This is a genomic window from Lactobacillus ultunensis DSM 16047 (assembly GCF_001436305.1).
Taxonomy (GTDB): Bacteria; Bacillota; Bacilli; order Lactobacillales; family Lactobacillaceae; genus Lactobacillus; species Lactobacillus ultunensis.
On the sequence record NZ_AZFO01000001.1, the window covers coordinates 117,236 to 136,650 of the forward strand.

At 36.2% G+C, this 19,415-nt stretch carries 23 protein-coding genes and 1 other annotated feature; of the genes, 19 read left to right on the top strand and 4 right to left on the bottom strand.

The genetic code is table 11. The features are described from left to right. The 15 genes from fabZ to FC57_RS00630 all read left to right on the top strand — a co-directional run bounded on the left by fabZ (window position 1) and on the right by FC57_RS00630 (window position 14,115). Window positions 1-423 carry a 3-hydroxyacyl-ACP dehydratase FabZ gene (fabZ, locus tag FC57_RS00560; RefSeq protein ID WP_007126465.1) on the top strand — a complete coding sequence of 141 codons (423 nt, stop codon included), beginning with the start codon at window positions 1-3 and terminating at the stop codon, window positions 421-423. A gap of 8 nt (window positions 424-431) precedes the next feature. After that, window positions 432-1,817, top strand: a complete 1,386-nt coding sequence (accC, locus tag FC57_RS00565; RefSeq protein ID WP_007126464.1) for an acetyl-CoA carboxylase biotin carboxylase subunit — start codon at window positions 432-434, stop codon at window positions 1,815-1,817. Continuing rightward, window positions 1,798-2,646 (top strand): acetyl-CoA carboxylase carboxyltransferase subunit beta, encoded by an 849-nt coding sequence (locus FC57_RS00570; protein ID WP_007126463.1) that lies wholly within the window; start codon window positions 1,798-1,800, stop codon window positions 2,644-2,646. Before accC ends, FC57_RS00570 begins: the two co-directional genes overlap by 20 nt. After that, entirely contained in the window at window positions 2,639-3,409 is a 771-nt protein-coding gene (accA, locus tag FC57_RS00575; RefSeq protein ID WP_007126462.1) for an acetyl-CoA carboxylase carboxyltransferase subunit alpha, read from the top strand. Before FC57_RS00570 ends, accA begins: the two co-directional genes overlap by 8 nt. Window positions 3,410-3,418: 9 nt before the next feature. Beyond that, window positions 3,419-4,174 (top strand): enoyl-ACP reductase FabI, encoded by a 756-nt coding sequence (gene fabI / locus FC57_RS00580; protein WP_007126461.1) that lies wholly within the window; start codon window positions 3,419-3,421, stop codon window positions 4,172-4,174. After that, entirely contained in the window at window positions 4,175-4,873 is a 699-nt protein-coding gene (locus FC57_RS00585; protein WP_007126460.1) for a biotin--[acetyl-CoA-carboxylase] ligase, read from the top strand. Window positions 4,874-5,057: 184 nt separating this feature from the next. Then, window positions 5,058-5,669, top strand: coding sequence for a GTP pyrophosphokinase (locus FC57_RS00590; protein ID WP_187364790.1), 612 nt, complete (start codon window positions 5,058-5,060; stop codon window positions 5,667-5,669). A gap of 8 nt (window positions 5,670-5,677) precedes the next feature. Next, on the top strand, window positions 5,678-6,343 hold the full coding sequence (locus FC57_RS00595) for a response regulator transcription factor (protein ID WP_007126458.1): 666 nt from the start codon (window positions 5,678-5,680) through the stop codon (window positions 6,341-6,343). An 8-nt stretch (window positions 6,344-6,351) separates the two neighbouring features. Then, window positions 6,352-7,626, top strand: a complete 1,275-nt coding sequence (locus FC57_RS00600; protein WP_007126457.1) for a sensor histidine kinase — start codon at window positions 6,352-6,354, stop codon at window positions 7,624-7,626. Between the two features lie 46 nt (window positions 7,627-7,672). Then, a complete protein-coding gene (locus FC57_RS00605; protein WP_040529764.1) occupies window positions 7,673-8,851 on the top strand; it encodes an MFS transporter in 1,179 nt (392 codons plus the stop codon). Between the two features lie 21 nt (window positions 8,852-8,872). Further along, on the top strand, window positions 8,873-9,280 hold the full coding sequence (locus FC57_RS00610; RefSeq protein WP_007126455.1) for an OsmC family protein: 408 nt from the start codon (window positions 8,873-8,875) through the stop codon (window positions 9,278-9,280). A 13-nt stretch (window positions 9,281-9,293) separates the two neighbouring features. Next, the gene (locus FC57_RS00615) at window positions 9,294-10,001 is read left to right on the top strand and encodes an aldo/keto reductase (RefSeq protein ID WP_007126454.1); all 708 of its coding nucleotides are present in this window, start codon (window positions 9,294-9,296) and stop codon (window positions 9,999-10,001) included. Between the two features lie 66 nt (window positions 10,002-10,067). Then, window positions 10,068-10,829, top strand: coding sequence for a hypothetical protein (locus tag FC57_RS00620; RefSeq protein ID WP_007126453.1), 762 nt, complete (start codon window positions 10,068-10,070; stop codon window positions 10,827-10,829). 125 nt (window positions 10,830-10,954) lie between these two features. After that, window positions 10,955-11,194 (top strand) — a binding site (T-box leader). 71 nt (window positions 11,195-11,265) lie between these two features. Continuing rightward, window positions 11,266-12,897 (top strand): peptide ABC transporter substrate-binding protein, encoded by a 1,632-nt coding sequence (locus FC57_RS00625; RefSeq protein WP_007126452.1) that lies wholly within the window; start codon window positions 11,266-11,268, stop codon window positions 12,895-12,897. Window positions 12,898-12,909: 12 nt separating this feature from the next. Beyond that, complete coding sequence (locus FC57_RS00630; protein WP_007126451.1) at window positions 12,910-14,115, top strand: metal-dependent hydrolase family protein; 1,206 nt, start codon at window positions 12,910-12,912, stop codon at window positions 14,113-14,115. A 130-nt stretch (window positions 14,116-14,245) separates the two neighbouring features. On the opposite strand, the gene FC57_RS00635 is transcribed toward FC57_RS00630, so the two are convergent. The 4 genes from FC57_RS00635 to FC57_RS00650 are packed head-to-tail and all read right to left on the bottom strand — an operon-like array spanning window position 14,246 to window position 15,401. Then, entirely contained in the window at window positions 14,246-14,491 is a 246-nt protein-coding gene (locus FC57_RS00635; protein WP_007126450.1) for a hypothetical protein, read from the bottom strand. A gap of 5 nt (window positions 14,492-14,496) precedes the next feature. Continuing rightward, window positions 14,497-14,733, bottom strand: coding sequence for a hypothetical protein (locus FC57_RS00640; protein WP_007126449.1), 237 nt, complete (start codon window positions 14,731-14,733; stop codon window positions 14,497-14,499). Beyond that, the gene (locus tag FC57_RS00645; protein ID WP_155801064.1) at window positions 14,717-14,890 is read right to left on the bottom strand and encodes a hypothetical protein; all 174 of its coding nucleotides are present in this window, start codon (window positions 14,888-14,890) and stop codon (window positions 14,717-14,719) included. Before FC57_RS00645 ends, FC57_RS00640 begins: the two co-directional genes overlap by 17 nt. Window positions 14,891-14,897: 7 nt before the next feature. After that, entirely contained in the window at window positions 14,898-15,401 is a 504-nt protein-coding gene (locus FC57_RS00650) for a hypothetical protein (protein WP_007126447.1), read from the bottom strand. Between the two features lie 181 nt (window positions 15,402-15,582). Here FC57_RS00650 and FC57_RS10965 point away from each other — a divergent pair, with 181 nt between their 5' ends. The 4 genes from FC57_RS10965 (at window position 15,583) to FC57_RS00665 (ending at window position 19,355) form a co-directional block, all read left to right on the top strand. Next, on the top strand, window positions 15,583-17,094 hold the full coding sequence (locus FC57_RS10965) for a hypothetical protein (protein WP_007126446.1): 1,512 nt from the start codon (window positions 15,583-15,585) through the stop codon (window positions 17,092-17,094). A gap of 86 nt (window positions 17,095-17,180) precedes the next feature. Further along, a complete protein-coding gene (locus FC57_RS11070) occupies window positions 17,181-17,321 on the top strand; it encodes a hypothetical protein (protein WP_169302925.1) in 141 nt (46 codons plus the stop codon). Between the two features lie 105 nt (window positions 17,322-17,426). Beyond that, the gene (yjeM, locus tag FC57_RS00660) at window positions 17,427-18,923 is read left to right on the top strand and encodes a glutamate/gamma-aminobutyrate family transporter YjeM (RefSeq protein WP_007126444.1); all 1,497 of its coding nucleotides are present in this window, start codon (window positions 17,427-17,429) and stop codon (window positions 18,921-18,923) included. A 66-nt stretch (window positions 18,924-18,989) separates the two neighbouring features. Beyond that, complete coding sequence (locus FC57_RS00665; protein WP_007126443.1) at window positions 18,990-19,355, top strand: pyridoxamine 5'-phosphate oxidase family protein; 366 nt, start codon at window positions 18,990-18,992, stop codon at window positions 19,353-19,355. Window positions 19,356-19,415: the final 60 nt, after the last annotated feature.

Here is a 19,415-nt window from a genome sequence, read left to right on the forward strand (position 1 = left end):
ATGACTGAATTAAATACTGAAGCAATTAAAAAGATTATTCCTCATCGTTATCCGATGCTTTTGATTGATCGCGTAACTGAATTGGATTCAGGTAAAAAGGCTGAGGCAATTCATAATGTTAGTTTTAATGAACCATTCGTGCAAGCAAATAAAGCAAATGTTTTTCCAGCTCCTTTAATTGTAGAAGCAATGGCTCAAACAGGAGCAGTGGCCCTCTTAAGTGAAGATAAATTTAAGGGAAAAACTGCCTATTTTGGTGGTATTCAATCTGCTCATTTTAATGGCGTTGCTCAGCCTGGTGATCAAATTATTTTAACGACCGAATTAACTAAGATAAGAAGAAACATTGGTGTAGGTCAAGGCATTGCTCGCGTAAACGGCAAGGTAATTGCAGAAGCAGAATTAACTTTTATGATTGGCTAGGTGACTAAATGTTTAAAAAAGTTTTGGTAGCAAATCGTGGTGAAATTGCGGTTAGAATTATTCGTTCTCTGAAAGAAATGGGTATTAAAACGGTAGCTATTTATTCAACTGCTGATCGTAATAGTTTGCATGTTCAACTAGCTGACGAAGCAGTTTGTGTAGGTGGCAATCAACCGGCTCAATCATATTTAAATATCAAAAATATTTTGGCAGCTGCTGTGGGTACCGGAGCTGAAGCAATTCACCCAGGTTATGGTTTCCTATCAGAAAGTGCCGAATTTGCAAAGATGTGTACTGATTGTGGTCTAACTTTTATTGGACCTAAAGCTGAAACGATTGATCAGATGGGCAATAAAGAGCATGCTCGTCAGTTGATGATTGCTCATAATGTACCAGTTACCCCTGGTAGCACCGGCTTTATTAAATCTGCTGATGAAGCTAAAGAAATAGCCCAGAAGATAGGATATCCCATCTTGTTAAAAGCAGCTGCTGGTGGTGGCGGTAAAGGTATTCGGCAAGTTCAAAAACCAGAAGAAATGGCGGATGCTTTAGCTTCTGCTCAAAGTGAAGCTAAAAATGATTTTGGTGATGATCGCATGTATCTGGAAAAAGTAATGCAAAATGTTAAGCATATTGAAGTCCAGATTTTTAGAGATTCTTTTGGTAACACGGTTTATTTCCCTGAACGTGATTGTTCTTTGCAAAGAAATAAGCAAAAGGTCTTGGAAGAAAGTCCTTGCGATTTAATTACCCCAGAAGAAAGAGCAAAGCTTGGCCAGATTGCAATGAAGGCCGCTGAAGCTGCGGATTATTTAAATACAGGAACAATTGAATTCTTAATGGATCAAGATCATCATTTCTACTTTATGGAAATGAATACTCGTATTCAGGTAGAACATACTGTTACCGAAATGGTTACCGGTGTTGATTTAGTAAAAGCCCAGATTAAAGTGGCTGCTGGCGAAAAATTGCCATTTACTCAAGAAGATTTACGTGCTAAAGGACATGCGATTGAATGCCGGATTAATGCAGAAGATCCAGTTCATAATTTCATGCCTTCAGTGGGTAAAATCGATTATCTGTATTTGCCAATCGGCAATCCAGGGATGCGGATCGATACGGCTCTTTATCAAGGACAACAGATTTCACCTTACTACGATTCAATGCTAGCTAAGGTAGTTGCTTTTGATAAAACGCGAGCAGGTGCGATTGCTAAGATGAAACGTTTGTTGTCAGAAATGGTGCTGCGAGGTATTAAAACCAATCAAGATTTTCATTTGGCAATTTTGAATGATCCGGTTTTTGCTACTGAAAAATTCAATAATACATATCTTGAGCAGCATTTTTTGCCTAAGTGGAAGGAACAGATGAATAATGAAACTTTATCAGCATAAAAACACTTTAACTGAAAAACATGTTAAAGCTAATAAAAAAGCAGATGATCGTGTTCCCGATGGTTTGATTCGTAAGTGTCCTAAATGTGGTGTCGAGATATTTGCAAATCAGTTAGACGAATATGCTGTTTGTCCAAATTGTAATTATGGTTTTAGGATTAGTGCTAAGCAAAGATTAAAATGGCTAGTCGATGATTTTGAAGAATGGGATGCAGACATTAAGCCCAGTGATCCATTGCATTTTCCAAATTATCAAAAGCAAATTCAAAAAGCAGAAACCAATAGTGGATTAAAGGAATCTGTTTTAACTGGTAAAGCTAGAATAAATGATGTAGCTTTTGCATTAGGAATTATGGATCCAACTTTTATTATGGGATCTTTAGGACAAGCAACTGGTGAGAAATTAGCTCGTTTGTTTGAAGAAGCAACAGTGGAAAAGTTGCCAGTAGTTTTGTTTACAGCATCAGGTGGTGCTCGCATGCAAGAAGGAATCTTATCTTTAATGCAGATGGCAAAGGTATCAAATTGCGTTGCTCAACATAGTAAAGCTGGTTTGCTTTATTTGGTAGTGTTAACTGATCCTACTACCGGTGGCGTAACTGCAAGTTTTGCTAGTCAAGGCGATATTACTTTAGCTGAACCTCACGCCATGGTTGGTTTTGCTGGACGTAGGGTCATTGAGCAAACTATCCATCAAAAGGTAGCTCCAGATTTGCAGTCTGCTGAAAATGTTTTGCATCATGGTTTTATTGATCAAATCATTACCAGACAGGCTGAAAAACAAACAATTGCGTGGCTTTTAAAGGTGGGAGGCAAAAATAATGGCTAAAACAGCAATGGAAATCGTTAAAGCAGCCCGTTCAGAAAGTCACATATCAGGACACGAGATTCGTCATGTCCTTTTTCCAGATTTCTTTGAATTGCATGGTGATGGCGCTAGCGGTGATGATCCTGCAATTGTTGGAGGAATAGCTACTTTTCATGGTGAACCGGTGACCATAATTACTACGAGTAGAGGTCATAGTCTGGATGAACGAATGCAAAAACATTTTGGTCAACCTTCTCCATGTGGCTACCGTAAAGTAGTGCGTTTAGCTAAGCAGGCTGCTAAGTTTCATCGTCCTATTTTATTCTTTATAGATACGGCAGGTGCTTATCCTGGTAAGGATGCCGAAGAAAATGGACAAGGACAAGCTATTGCCCAAGATTTACTGCAAGTGGGTCAATTAGCTACGCCAATCATTTCTGTGTTATATGGTGAAGGTGGTTCTGGTGGAGCTTTAGCCTTAGCTTGTGGTGATGAGGTTTGGATGCTTGAAAATAGCATGTATTCAATTTTATCGCCAGAAGGTTTTGCTTCAATTATGTGGAAAGATGCCAATAGAGCTGATGAGGCGGCAGAAGTTATGAAGCTGACACCAGCGGATTTGTTAGCACGCAAAGTAATTGAAGGAATAATTGCAGAGCCTGAAAATCATGAGCAGGTTTTGACTAATATTGACCAACGGTTGCAAAAAGAATTGCAATCATTGGAAAAGATGTCAGATAAAGATTTACTAGCACGAAGATATCAACGTTTTAGAAAATTTTAGGAGAAAAATATGGGCTTCTTAACTGGAAAAAAGATTTTGGTCATGGGTGTTGCCAATAATCGGTCGATTGCTTGGGGATGTGCTCAAGCAATGGCCAAGCAAGGTGCAGAGATTATTTATACCTATCAAAACGATCGTTTGAAGAAATTCATCTCCAAACTTGTTGATGATGAAGATCATTTAATTGAATGCGATGTCAGCAGCGATCAAAGCATCGATGATGCTTTTGAATTAGTAGAAAAAAGATTTGGCAAAATCGATGGTATTGTTCATGCGATTGCTTTTGCTAAGAAAGAAGAATTGGGTGGCTCAATTTTAAACTCTACTAGAGCAGGGTTCAGTCAAGCTTTAGATGTTTCTGCTTATTCTTTATTGGCAGTCGCTAAAGCAGGCGCAAAGATTTTGAATAATCCGGCAAGTATCGTGACTCTGACTTATATGGGTTCGGAAAGAGCTTTACCTAATTACAATACTATGGGTATTGCCAAAGCTGCCCTTGAATCTGGAATGCGCTATTTGGCTCGTGATCTTGGAAAAGGTGAAGTTCGCGTAAATGCTATTTCTGCCGGTGCGATGAGGACTTTGGCTGTTTCAGGAATTAAGGGCCATGCTGACTTGCTTAAAGAATCACAAAGCGAGACAGTTGATGGCGTCAATGTTACTCAAACTGAAGTGGGCAATGTTTGTGCATTCTTAATGAGTGATTTGGCCAGCGGTATTACTGGTGATGTCATCTATGTTGATAAGGGTGTCCATCTTAGATAAATGCGTTTTTTCTATTATCAGCTAGTTAAATCTACCCAAGACTTAGCTAAAGAATATCTGCTTAATCAAAAAGACTCAGCAGCTTTTATTGCACGTGGACAAAGTGCTGGTTATGGTAAAAGTGGGCGAAATTTTTATTCACCACAAAATACAGGGCTATATTTAAGCGTTGCTTTGCCTGAGTTTACATTAATCCCAGCAAAGCAAAATTTATTAACACCAGCTATTGCAGTAAAAGTTGTTCAAATACTAAAACATAATTTCCCTAACCGTGATTTTCGTGTTAAATGGGTTAATGATATCTATTTAAAGAATCGTAAAATAGCTGGTATTTTAACTGAAAATACGATTAATGGTTTAGTCGTTGGTATAGGTATCAATATTTCTACACAAAATTTTCCAGTAGCTCTAAAACAGAAAGCTGGCAGTATTCAGGCGGACTTTGATTTTGAAAAATTGGGCAAACAAGTTATAAAGGCAATTGTGAAAGCTACAGAAACATATCAAACTGGTGATTTTTTGCCTACGTATCGGCAGTTTTCTAATTTAATTGGTAAAAAGGTTACCTTAAAATTAGGAAAGCAGGACATTACAGGTAAAGTGGTTGATTTTGATGATCAGGGTAGAATGGTTTTAAAAACTCACCGCGAACAGACTAGCTATGGTAGTGGTGAAGTAATTAAAGTGCAGATGAATTAAAAAGTTTAAATAATATTTGAATAAAAAGGGAGAGAATTATTTCAATACATTCTCTCCCTTTTCTAATCTTTAAAAACTATTTTTATGACTTTTTTCTACTCTCAAATTCAAAAGTGTTACTTTATTTTCAAAGAAAAATCAAAAAGCACTGATATAATAGGACCAACGAAAGAAGGGATAAATGTTGAATATCTATGGAAAATATGCCCCGATGTTAGATAATCTGCTTAACAAGATGCTCGATCGGTTTGAGCAGTTAAACAAAGATTATGAAACTACTCACCATGAACGGCTTTATGAACACTTGCGTGGTCGCGTGAAAAGTGAAGCCAGCATGGAAGATAAATGCAGAAGAAAGAATCTACCATTAACGCCGGAATCGGCACTGCGTTCTAATCGTGATAGTGTTGGTTTGCGCGTGGTCTGTAATTTTATTGACGATATTTACACTTGCATTGATTACATTAAATCTTGGGATGATGTGAGCGTTTATAGAGAAAAAGACTATATTACGAATGCTAAGCCCAATGGGTATCGTTCTTATCATATGATTTTGGATGTTACCGTACCTGATGAGGATGTGCACGGCAATACGCCAGGACATTACTTTGTTGAAATTCAGCTCAGAACGATCGCTATGGATACTTGGGCTAGTTTAGAACATGAAATGAAATACAAACATCAGATAAAGAATCCTGAAATGATTGGTCGAGAATTGAAGCGAGTAGCTGATGAACTTGCCTCTTGTGATGTAAGCATGCAGACAATTCGTCAGTTGATTAGGGAAGAGGATTGAGTTAGTTAATGAGAATTTTAGTAGCAGAAGATGAACCCCAACTCTTGCGAGTTTTAACGGCTGCAATGAAGCATGCAGGTTATGACGTTGATCCTGTAGACAATGGATTGAAGGCTGTGGAGCACGCAAAGGAAAGTTCCTACGATGTAATTATTTTAGATATCATGATGCCAGTAATGGACGGGATTACTGCACTTAAAGAGATTCGCAAAAGCGGAGATAAGACCTATGTCTTGATGTTGACGGCAAAAGCTGAAGTTGATGATCGTGTAACTGGTCTAGATAGTGGCGCAGATGATTATATTACTAAACCATTTTCATTAAAAGAGTTATTAGCCCGTCTTCGATCCAAAGAGAGACGTGCGGATGATTATACACCTAATGAATTGAAAGTCGGAGATCTCTCGCTTAACGTTTCTGAACAAGAGTTAATTAGCCATAATTCTATTCGGTTGAGTGGAATTGAAACACAATTAATGAATTATTTTTTGTTAAATGAAGGAAAAGAATTATCGACTGATGAACTCTTAAGTCATGTTTGGAAGAATGATGAAGATGCTAACGCAGATGTAGTCTGGATCTATGTCTCCTATTTACGGCAAAAATTACAATCAATTCAAAGTTCAGTACAAATTGAAGGACAAAAAGGTGGTCCATATAAGTTGGTTAAGTAGGTGAGAACATGATTCAAAAGTTTCGCTGGAAATTCATTGCAATTTCAGTAGCTTCACTATTGTTAGTACTAATAATTACTTTAGGTAGTTTGGTAGGGATTACTTATGTACAAAGTCAGAATGAAGTTAATCGTGTTTTGACAGTTTTAGTAGAAAATGAGGGTCATTTGTCACCGCATAATGCACAACCAGCTTTTGGCAACCAGAATGATCTTATTAACCGAAATTTCTTGGGTGGACGATATAATCCGGAAGCAGTGTATCAGTATCGCTATTTTGCGGTATCAGTTGATCCAAGCCACCGTGTAAATGTAATCAATGATACTAATGTTTACAAATTAAAGAATACGGAAATAGGAAGTTTAACCCATCAAGCTTTAGATAATCACAATAAAACTGGCACTGTAAAAACTGGGCAAAATGAATATGTTTATCGTGTATTCAGAAGCAACACTGGGCAGAAAATGGTTGTATTTTTGAATAAAACACTGATTTACAATCGGTTTTGGCTATTATTTAGAGTTTCTATTGCATCAGGAATTGGAGCTTTGATTATCTTTGCGATAGTTTTAATTTTAGTTTCTGGTAAAGCAATAAAACCAATTGTTGATACTTATCATAAACAACAAGAATTTATTACCAATGCCGGTCATGAATTGAAGACTCCGTTAGCTGTTATTTCTGCAAATACAGAGATGGAAGAAATGCTTGGCAATAATTCTGAATGGAATGAAAGTACCAAAGAACAAGTGGCTAAGTTAACTAAGTTAATTAATAGATTGATTGCTCTAGCTCGAGCAAGCGAGACGGGTGAAATAACTCTGAGTAAGGTGGATTTCTCTCAGATCGTGCAAAATTCGACGAAGGATTTTAGATCTGTAATGAAGAAGAATAACCTCGTTTACCAAGTTTCTATTCGTGAAGGAATTAACGTAATTGCAGAAAAACATTCGTTGACTGAAATTGTTAATATTTTGCTTGATAATGCTAGAAAGTATTGTGACCCTCATGGGAAGGTGCAGGTAAGATTAACCCGTAGTACATTGAATAAAAATGCAATTCTTCGTGTAAGCAATACTTATAAAGAAGGAAAAAATGAGGATTATAGTCATTTCTTTGATCGATTTTATCGTGAGGATGAATCTCATAATTCCAAGAAGGGTGGTTTTGGTATAGGTTTAGCCATGGCACGCGAATTAACAGAAGCCTTTCGGGGCAAAATTAGTGTTAGTCATAATGGTGATGAAATTATTTTTCGAGTAAACCTAAAAATAGCCAAATAGATTTTTGGATAGTTGTACAATAGAGTCAAGAATCGGGGAAATAAATTTGGCAAAAAAGAAATCAATTTATACTAAAGATGTTGTCCTAGTGATGGCTGCATCTTTCTTCTTTATGTTTAGTACAATGTTTGTTAATCCATTGATAAATGGGTATGCGAAAGAATTAGGTGCTAGTAGTGCTTTTGCCGGAATTATTGTGGGTATTATGAGCGTAGCTGCAATGTTTTTACGTCCAGTAGCTGGCAATCTGACGGATAAGTTTTCAAAATATCGTTTATCATTTATCGGTGGCGTTTTAATTTTAATTGGGGTACTTGGTTATGTCTTCACGCCTTCGAGTGCATGGCTGCTGCTTTTTAGATTAATTAATGGTACGGGTTATGTTCTCTGTACTGTTTGCATGACCACCTGGCTGGCATTTCTAGTTCCACGGCAACATGTAGGGGAAGCTATGGGCTTTTATGGTTTAATGAATGCCTTGGCTATGGCATTAGCCCCAGCTTTATCTATTAATATCTATCAGAAAATTGGTTATCGTGAAAGTCTGATAGCCTCAGCTATTTCAGCTTTATTAATGGTTGTCGCTATCCAGTTTGTAGGTGATCATGCTAAGCCAATTGTCAAAGATAGAGGCAAGATGCCCAAGAAGCATTTCAAGATTATTCAAATGAATGTCTTACCAGTAGCTATTTTGACTACGTTGTTTGCGGCACCTTACTTTATTACGCAAGCGGATATTGTGACCTATGTTGAACAAAAACACTTAAGCGTTGCAGTTGGTTCATATTTCTTGATCTATGCCGTAGTGCTGCTCATAATCAGAATAGGCTTAAAGCGGTACTTTGATACTGTACGATTTGGCGTTTGGTTCTGGATTAGTTTGCTTTCAACAACTGCTTATATTATTTTGCTAGCAGTCATGAACAATAATTGGCAAATGGCACTAGCTGCTGCTGGTATGGCAATGGGATACGGTATTATTTATTCTGTTTTGCAGTCGACTGCATTGCTTTTAGCCCCAATTGAAGAACAAGGATTAGCTAGTTCGACTTTTTATTTGGGCTTAGACATTGCAATGGCTTTTGGTCCAATGGTTAGTGGGGTAATTGACAGTGTATTTCCAATTCAATGGTTCTACCCAGTAGAATTAGTATTGATTCCATTTATGTTGTTAGTTTACTTTATCTGGCGCAAACGCTTGAATAATGCAATTGATTACCATTAATTTTTAGAAAGGATCAATTTTATGAGCGATTATTTAGTTAAATCTAAACTTGAAAATAAAGAATGGCAAATTGCTAATCAGGTTCGTAATCATACATTTATTTGTGATGATAATGGCAAAGGGCACGATGCCGGTCCCAACCCAGTAGAATATTTGTGTGGTAGCGTTGATTCTTGCATTGTAATGTCTGCGGGGATGCTGATTAAGGCACATCAATTAAATGTAAAGAATTTTCGTGTTGAGAATTATGCTAAAACTGAAAACTTGGGACATGGTAAATCTGTAGTAACCGAAATGCAGATTAAAGTTTTCTTCGATAGTGATATGTCGCAAGAAGAAAAAGAAAAATTTTTAGCCCATATTTTGCATGTTTCGACTGTATATCAGACTGTTAAAGAAGCAGTTAAAATTTACGTAGAATTAGCCTAAGGGGTGCTTTTGAATGTCATTATTAGATGAAGCTGTTGTATTAAATGATGGTAGCTTAATGCCGAAAGTAGGCGTAATAGCTGATAATGAAGATAGTGTTGCTAAAGCTGTAGATGCTGGCTATCGTCTAGTAGATTGTCCAACAGGAAAGAAAATTAATTTAGATGAGATTAGTCCGCAGCTTTATGTGGAGATTCAAATATCCGAAGAAATTAAGACGCGTGAAGAGATGCGCGATAGTTTCAAGAACATTAGACATAATATTGTTTCTAATCATGCAGATCTATGTCTTTTAAGATTGAGCGATGATATGGATCGCAATAAAAAAGTTTGGCAAGAGCTAGAACAACTTAAGATCCAAGGTTGGGTTAAAACTTTAGGTTTAGTAAATGCAACAAGCGATGACCTGGCTGATCTTTTGAAGAATGCTAAAGTTAAACCAAGCGTAGTTCAGATTAATTATGAAGATCCCACTTTAATTAACATGGCACGTAAAAATAAGATGCAGGTAGAAATGCAAGTAGAGGGTGATATTGATGCATTAGCTGAACTTGCCGACAATTATAAAACAAGTTCACTTGAGTTAGTTATGCGTTACTTCAATCAAAAAGGTATTGTGCCATTGATTAATGCTGAGGATATTATTAAGAATCCAAAGAGTGACTTTACGATTAAGCCAAATGATTTGGCAACTATTGGACAGTTGTTTGCAAGTAAGTAAAGCCTTGAATAGTAATAAAAAATGTTATAATTAAACTATAAGGTTAAATATTAGGAGAGCGTTAAAATGAAAACTAAAAAATTATTTACATCATTAGCTGCTGCTGTGATGCTTTCAGCAGGTTTAGCTGGTAGTGGTGTTATTGCAAGTCAACCCGTTCATGCTGCTACTACTCAATCTTCAAATGCTAAGAAAGGTACTATTAGTATAAGACGTAGAACTGTCAGTGCTACAGTTAAGAATAATAATCCTAAATTAATTACATTTGCTGAAGTAAATGGTCAACAAAAATCCACTGTTATTGATTCAAATTACACTGCAGGTCAAACTATTAATGTTTTGTGGTCTACTACTGCAAAGCAAGGTAATAACACTATAACTTTATATTATATTGAAAGTAGAACTCTTAATGGGCAGGACAGTTTAGTTTTTATTCCATCAACAGAAGTAACTACTAGTGCTGCTGTCCCAACTCAAGAAGCTTTTGCTCAACAAGCTCAAAACGATGTGAAGGCTATTCAAGATGCTTATAATAATAGATCTTTAAAGTACATCGTAGTAACACCTAAGTCAAAGAAAGGTGCCAAAATTTATTACGCTTATAAGAAGACTAGAAAGTCAAAGAAGATCTACTTTGCAGCAAGCAAGAAGAAGATTAAGCATGGCAAGAAATTTAAGTCTTCAATGATTGTTAAGCATGGTAAGACTAGATACGTATATATTGGTAAGAAGAGATATGTAAGATCATCTGCTGTAAAGATTGTTAGTGCTAAATATGCACCACTTAAGTTATCAGCTGATCTTAAGAGCTTGATTGTTGAAAATTAATTATTAGTTGAATATTTTTAAGGAACGGCTGAAAAGCCGTTTTTTATTTTGCTGAGAGAAAATAATTAAAAAATAGTTTGACAATTTAAAATAAAATGTTAATATTATTAACAACAAAGATAAATGACATAGCTTTGATAAGGAAAAGTAAATTGAAATAAGCGTTCAGAGAGCTTCTGGTTGGTGTGAAGAAGTGGTGTAATTTCAGTTGAAAATCACCTTTGAGCTGAAACTACGATACTAGTAGTTTCAGGGTCCGCCCTATATAGCGGCGACGTATCGCTCGTTTATTAACGGGCCGCACGTGCAGGAGGTTAGAATTATTCTAGCAAAAATAGGTGGTACCGCGTGAAAACGCCCTATTAGATCAATTTGATCTAGTAGGGCGCTTTTTTTTTGTCTCAGCTAATGTTTCTTAGAAAAGGGAGATTTGATTATGAAAAAATTTACTCGTGTATTAGGAGCAGGAATAGTAACAATGGCAGTTGCCGCAACATTGTCAGCATGTTCATCAAAAAGTAGTGCTAAAGCAACTTATAAGAAATCACTTAGCTGGATGACAACGTCTGAGATCCAAACGATGGATCAAACTAAAATGGTTGATACAACAGGTGGCGAACAGGCTACTAATGTTTTTGAAGGATTATATCGTTTAGACAAGGATGGCAATGTTGTACCGGCTGTAGCTACTGAGGCTAAACAGAGTAAAGATGGGTTGACTTGGACATTTAAATTAAGAAAAGATGCTAAATGGTCAAATGGTGATCCAGTTACTGCTAACGATTTTGTTTATGCATTACAGAGAACTTTAGATCCTAAAACTGCATCTCAGCAACAGCATGAATTACAAGCAGTTGTTAACGCAGATGAGGTAGTAAGTGGTAAAAAATCCCCACAATCTTTAGGCGTTTCAGCAAAAGATGACCATACTTTGGTAGTTCACTTAAGTCATCCGGTTCCTTATTTCAAAACTTTACTTTCTACTTGTTGGAATCCAGTAGATAAAAAAGTTGCTGAAAAGTACGGTAAAAAATTTGGTACAGCATCTAAATATAATGTTTATAATGGACCATTCATGCAAAAAGGTTGGACCGGTTCGAATCTTTCTTGGAAGTTAGAAAAGAATGATCAATATTGGGACAAAAAAGCTGTTAAATTGCAAACTGTTAATTACAGTGTACAAAAGACGCCTTCAACCGATTACAATTTATATCAATCTGGAAAATTAGATGGTGCTTTGCTTGATGTGCAAGCTTCTAAACAATTAAAGCATCAAAATGGATATCAAGTATTTAAGTTGGATCGAACAGAATACTTAACTTATAACGTTTCTAAGAATAAGGACTTAGCTAATGTTAACTTAAGAAGAGCCCTTTCGATGGCGTTGGATCGTCAAAGTTTAGCAAAAACAGTAGGTGCAGCAAATACTGTTGCTAAAACCTTCGCAGGGCCAAATGAAAAGGTGGGTAATGTAGACTTTGCTGATTATGTTGAAAAGCGTGATCCAAGTAATAAATATGTTGAACATAATGAAACTGAAGCTAAGAGACTATTTCAAACCGCTTTAAAAGAATTGGGCAAAGATCATGTCAGCTTTACTTTAGGTGGAGATGATGACGATGTTTCTAAGAAAGTGATGGAATTCGTTCAGAGCGAATTGGAAAGTACTTTTGGCAAGAAACTGACTGTAAATGTGAGAAGTATGCCCAAAACAACTCGAGTAGCTAATATGCTTAATGGAAAATACGATGTTGATTACACTGGTTTGACTTCTGGTTACTTAGATCCTTATTCAATGCTTCATACCATGATGAGTGGCGAAAACTATAACTTTGGTAAATGGTCAAATAAGAATTTTGATCAGTATATGAAGGCATCCGACAGACAAATGAATACATTTAAACGCCTTCAAGATCTATTTAATGGAGAACGTGTACTAATGGATCAACAACCATTAAGTCCATTATTCCATGATGGTCAAGCATGGATGGTAAGACCTGGCGTTCACAATTTAGAATTTGACAGTGGCAACTTTAACTTTAGAAATGCATACGTTTTAGATAAATAGCAAGGGGATAGAATGATGAGAACAGTTTATCAGAATTGTAATTTGTTTGTAGGAACTAAAGATGAATTAGTACATAATGCCTGGTTTGTCGTTGATGACAAAACAGGTAAATTGGTAGATCAAGGGAGCGGTAAATTTGAAGGTAAAGCAGATAAACAAGTTGACCTTGCAGATCAATATGTTATGTCAGGACTATTGAATTCGCATACTCATCTTGGAGCCGATCCTGTGTTAGATAAACATTATCCACAAACAGAAACTTCTACGACTTTTAATGCTCTTAAAAACTTGCGTGAGGGTTTGCAAGGTGGAGTAACATATGTAAGAAGTTGCGGAGTCGCCTTTGATGTTGATATTAAATTAAAGAAGATGAGACCACAACATCCCTTTGAAGGACCAGGGATGCGCCCAGCTGGTATGGCGGTTTCAATTCCTGGTGGACATGGTGATTTGCCATTAGGTCAAGATCATGAATATAATGCCTGCCATTTAGTAAATGGGGTTGACGATATGCGAAAAGCAGTCCGTTCTCAATTTAAAAAAGGCGCTGAAAATATCAAATTGATGGCTACTGGTGGAATTATGTCTCAAGGAGATCAAGTTGATGATACAGAATTGTCACTTGAAGAAATGAAGGTCGCAGTTGAAGAAGCACATTCTAAACATATGACTATTTGCGCACATGCTGAAGGGAGATTAGGTATTCATTATGCAGTGGTAGCCGGCGTAGATTCTGTTGAACATGGTTTTTATGTTAGTGATGAAGACATTGAATTAATGAAAGAAAAAGGTACTTTCTTATCACCAACTTTAATTGCTGGGCATCAGATTGTAATTCATGGCAAAGGAAAAATGTCTAATTTTTCTTATAACAAAATGTGTGAACATGTTGATGCATTTTATGAACACGTTGGTAAAGCAGTGAACAGTGGGGTTAAGCTAGCTTTAGGCACTGACGCTGGAACTTACATGAATCCGTTAAAAGATACTGCCAAGGAATTAGAAGAACTAGTTCGTGCAGGTGTTTCCAATTTTACTGCTCTGCATGCTGCAGGTTTAGGTTCTGCAGAATTACTTAAAGTTGATGATGAGTATGGCTCTTTAGAAGTAGGTAAATATGCAGATTTCTTAGTATTAAAAGAAAATCCTTTAGCAGACGTACGTGCAGTTCAACAAGAGAATAAGCAAGTATATCAACATGGCGTAAGGAAATTTTAGTTTTAAAAATAATGCTCTGAAATAATTCTCTAACAAAAAATGAATCTAAATTAAAAGGCTAACATCATTATTGGTAGATGCTAGCCTTTTAGTAGTAAGAATAATTTTTAATGTCCTTTTTCATAAGTGTTTATTTCTCAACTTGGTATTTTTTTGTAACCGTGTAATATAAACGCTTAGGAAAAAGATTAATATTCTTTTCGAATAAAGTTAGAATCTCTTTAGGCGTATCTTTCTTAAATAGAACAGTAGCTGTGCGATCATCATTAGGATAAGCATGTTTGATCCACTTAGTAATCTTAACTAAAATGACATCATCATGAGTAGGTGCCATTAAAATATCCATAGGTTCAATTTCACTATCTCTTCTTTTCATGATAATCACTTTTCAAGTTCATAATTTGCAGTAGGGGTATAGTTTAAACGTTTAGGGAAAAGAGTGTAGTTCTTCTCATATAAATTCAAAATTTCTTTTGGTGTATCCTTTTTAAAAGTAACAGTTAAAGTACCATTACTATTTTTACGATAATTCTTAAACCATTTAATGATTTTTACCAAGATAACATCATCATGAGTAGGTGCCATTAAGATGTCCATAGGTTCAATTTCTTTTGCCATAATTAATCAGCTTTCTAGTTAATTCATACAGAATTTGATCATGTGGTTGCTGAGAAGTATAAGTTTCAGCGATAATCTCGTTTACTAAATTATCGCTTCTCATACCTTTAGCAAATTTATAACTTATTGACGCATAATAACTTAAGCTCTTTTCCAAGTACATATCATCTTGACTGAATGCTCTTGCTACATAGCTCTCCAACTGGTGCGTCTAAGTCATGCTTAGCTTCTTCAATATTATTATACTTGCTTTTATGGGCCCGATAAAACCTTTTGACTGCATCCCAATGCAACTTATGACCAAGTTCATGACGAATAATACCACTAAGATCCTGTGCTGCAAATGTTCCTTCATCAATCACATGATCAATCCGCTCTTGGGTATGATAAAAACTGTTGAAGTAAATTACATCATCGACATGATTATAGGAAGAGATTCCGCCAGTTTCAATTTTCTTATTGGCGACTACTATGATTGGTGGCAAATCTGACCTGTCGAAATCAACCAGTGCTTTTTCTAGCAAAGTTACGCAATCGCGATACTTCTTCATCTTGCCCTCTATCCAAATATCATATGGCGTAGAGCCCACTTGCATAACATGAACACGAACGATGGCGTCTTTACTGTTTCGAAAAATAAATTCTTGTTTCTTGGATAAAAAGTCCACAAATTCAACTCCCCATTTTTAGCTTCTATTACTTATTACGCAAAGCAGAAGAAGATTTTTCTTATGGTCAGTTATCTTAACAAAAAATTTAAATTTTCAAATTCGACAAAGCTGGTACAAATTGGAGAAAAGTCTTACAATGTTAGGCGTGCTATTCAAAAAGGTAAGGGAGTAGATACGGATGTTGAAGAAATTCAAAATTTCTTTTGTTTTAGCATGTACTTTGATGTTATCGATCTTTTTCATTAAGCCACAATCAGTTTTGGCTCGTAGTTTACGTCCGTTTCAAACTAAAATGATTAATGGCGAAAGCTATGGAATTTATGAAAAGTTAACTCGGAAGGGTCCACGAGTTTGGATGGCCTCTACAACAACTTTTAGATATGGTAATTATCAGGCTAGTATTGAGAAAAAAGTTGGCAGAACTAAGTATGATTTTGTCTGGATCGATGGTCATCGAGCAGGTTGGGTCAATCAGCGTGCATTTTTAAGAAGTAAAATTGCAGTAGTCCATGATATTAGTTTGGTTAAAAATCCGGACTATGATTTTCCTACGAGGGATGCAATTAACTTTGCCACGGATGCGTCGGGTACAGTGATTGAGCCATCTAAGGTGAAAGTCTCAAAAAGCAAAATTACTTCAAATAAGGCGAGCAAGTACCGAGTTAAATATTCTTATGGTAAAGCTCATGCTTATACCACAGTTAGAGTAAGAAAAAACATTAATGAAGGTTTGGCTCATGCCAACAAGACACCGCAATCTGGTGAAAGTGCCAGCAGCTGGTTTAAGCACTATAAAACTTCAGGTAATTGGGGTAAAGGAGCTAGCTATGCACCTGAAACCAAGCCTCATACAATTAAGAGTGGCAATTTTAAGTTGAAAACCTACTTTTATCAGCTTGCCACTTTATCCCAAGGGAATTCTTTCACAGGTATGGTTGGCCCACTTCCAGAAGGAATGGCTGTTTCTAATGGCTTAATGTATGCCACGATGTATAATGCTCCTCAAAATACGCGTGCACATATTGTTGCTTATAGATTTAATCAAATTCCTAATCGCTATATTATGCAAAAACTTCCTTGGCTTCCATGGAGAAAATTCTTACGTTTAGCTCCACCAATTAAAGTTAGTCCTTTAATTAAGACCGGTCATGGGCAAGCTTTTGGTGCAACTAATAAGTATCTCTATGTAATTGCTAATAATCACTTATTACGTAATTGTAGTGATTCAGAAGAATTAATGCAGATTAGCAAGCAGGATTTACAGATTAAAAAGATCTGGACCTTTAAAATCTGGAATGGTAATTCTAATGATGGTCGTTACGTACATAATGCCGTTTTTGTCAATGATAAAAAGTTTATTGCTGAATATCATAGTGCAACTAATCACCGTTTTGAGTATTGGGAAGTTACTCGTCATGGTAATAGTTGGAAACCAGTAGAGATTGGTGCCACTAAAGGTGAGTTTATGCGGAATGATTCACCTGTACAGAGGATGGCATATAATAGGAAGAAAAAGCAAATTTATTTAGCCTTTAATGATTATTTATTTAAGTTAAAGAGAAATGGCAAAGTGCTTGATAGTGCTCATTTCCATACGGGTCGTGAGTTTGAAGGAATTTGTGTTAATGATGGATACTTATATGCTGAATTAGCTCAAAGGCCAGAATTGCTTCGTCAAAAGATTAAGTAAATTAGTCTAGTCATGAAAGTTGACTAGGCTTTTCTTATATTCCTATAATTAAAGAAAGAATGCGTTTACAGAAATGGGTGACTAAAATGAAGAAGATTACAAAGTTGGGTGCAGGTGCACTTCTCATTAGTGTATTTGCATTACTTGTTGGTAAAAAATTAGATGACGATGTTAGAAAAGATAATGCAGAAACAAAAGATCGCGGTATTGGTCCGATTGATAAATAATAGCATCCCTGTAAGGGGATGTTTTTTTATTGCTTTTTGAAAATGCTCCTTTAAAGGTTCATAATAGATAATGTTTGTTTTTGTAAAGGAGTTGTTTTTTTATTCATGAAGCAAGATAATCACGTCAAGATCAGCCTTAGTAGCTTGGTCTTGATGATTTTCTCTTCTATTTTTGGATTTAGTAATTCGCTGACTGCTTTTTACCAAATGGGCTATGCAAGTATCATTTGGTATATCGTGTCAGCTATCTTGTTCTTCTTGCCGTCCGCATTGATCTTTGCGGAATATGGTGCTGCCTTTAAAGGAATTAAAGGTGGGATTTTTTCTTGGCTAGAAGGCTCTACTAATGAAAAAGTAGCATTTGTCGGAACTTTTATTTGGCTATCTGCATGGGTAGTTTGGCTAGTTTCATCGACTCAGTTCTTCTTAGTTTCAGTATCAACCGCTATGTTTGGGCATGATACAACGCAAAGCTGGCATTTGGGGCCGTTGACTTCAACACAGCTTTTAGGAATCTTAGAAGTTGTTTTCTTAGCAATCGTAACTTTTTGTGCCGCAAAGGGAATTGATAAAATAAAGGCGATCAATAATATTGGTGGGATCTTTACTTTGGCAATTGCTATCGGATTTACGGTTGTTTCATTATTGGTATTTATTTTGAATCATGGTCAGTTAGCTGAACCAGTTACTGCACAAAATTTAGTTCATTCACCTAATCCGTCATTCCAATCTCCAATTGCGGTTATTTCATTTATCGTTTATGCATTGTTTGCATACGGCGGTTTGGAAACAACCTCAGGTGTGATTGACTCAGTAGATAAGCCTGAAAAAACTTACCCTAAGGGTTTGATTATTGCGATGATTATGATGACCGCACTTTACGTAGTTAATATTTTCATGTGTGGGGTTGCCGTTAACTGGAATAAAGAATTAGGAGCTAAAGGCGTTGATCTGGCTAACGTTGAGTATGTGTTGATCAATAATTTAGGTGTAGTGACCGGACATAGTTTAGGCTTGTCGCAATCTGCTTCTTTAGCTATTGGTTCAGCTTTCTCACACTTTGCTGGGATTGCTGACGTATTATCAGGTATCGCTGCTGCTTTCTTGATGGTTTATTCACCAATTAAATCATTTATTGAAGGCTGTGACCCACGACTTTTGCCTAAAAAGTTAGTTCAACTGAACAAACATAACATGCCTGAACGTTCAATGTGGTTACAAGCAATTATTGTTAGTGTAATTATCTTGTTCATCTCATTTGGTGGTAATGCAGCTGATCAGTTCTATACAATTTTAATGGATATGATGAATGTTTCTTCATCTGCGCCATATTTATTCTTGATTGCGGCTTATCCATTTTTCAAGGCAAAAAAAGATTTGGATCGTCCATTTGTCTTTATTGAAGGAAAGAAGAAAGTCTGGGCAACGACAATTGTTGTCTGGTTGGTTGTCGCAATCGGAATTATCTTCACTTGTATCGAACCACTCTTTACGGGTGATTATCAAACTTCATTCTGGACTGCAATTGGTCCGGTAGCCTTTGGTTTAGTTGCATGGATCTACTATTCTTATCGTGAACATAAGGAAAAAGTTTTAAACTAATCAATAAACATTTTTATCAAATATGTTTATAATGGAAAAAGGTATAGAAAGGATACTAGATTAATCATGAAAAAATTAAATACTAACAAACTTACTGATGAACAAATTAAATTCTTTAATGAACACTTACCATACATGGCAACTGTTAACAAGGAAGGCAAGCCAGCAGTTGGTCCTAAAGCTTCACTCAAGGCAATCAATGCGACTACTGTTCAATACTTAGAAAAGACTAAGTCTGAAGCTTTTGCTAATTTGAAGAACGGTTCAGAAGCAGCTATTGTAGTTGCTGATGTACCAACTCATAAAGCATTACGTGTTAGAGGTTTTGCTGAAATTCATGAAGACGATGACTACGCAAAGAATATTTTGAAGGATACTAAGTTCCCTAATGCATTTGTAGTCAACATCAAAATTGATGAAATTGATGCTTAGTTAAAGAAAAAATCTATGTTAAAAAGCATCCCAAATTTTGATACAATCCCACTAAAGTGG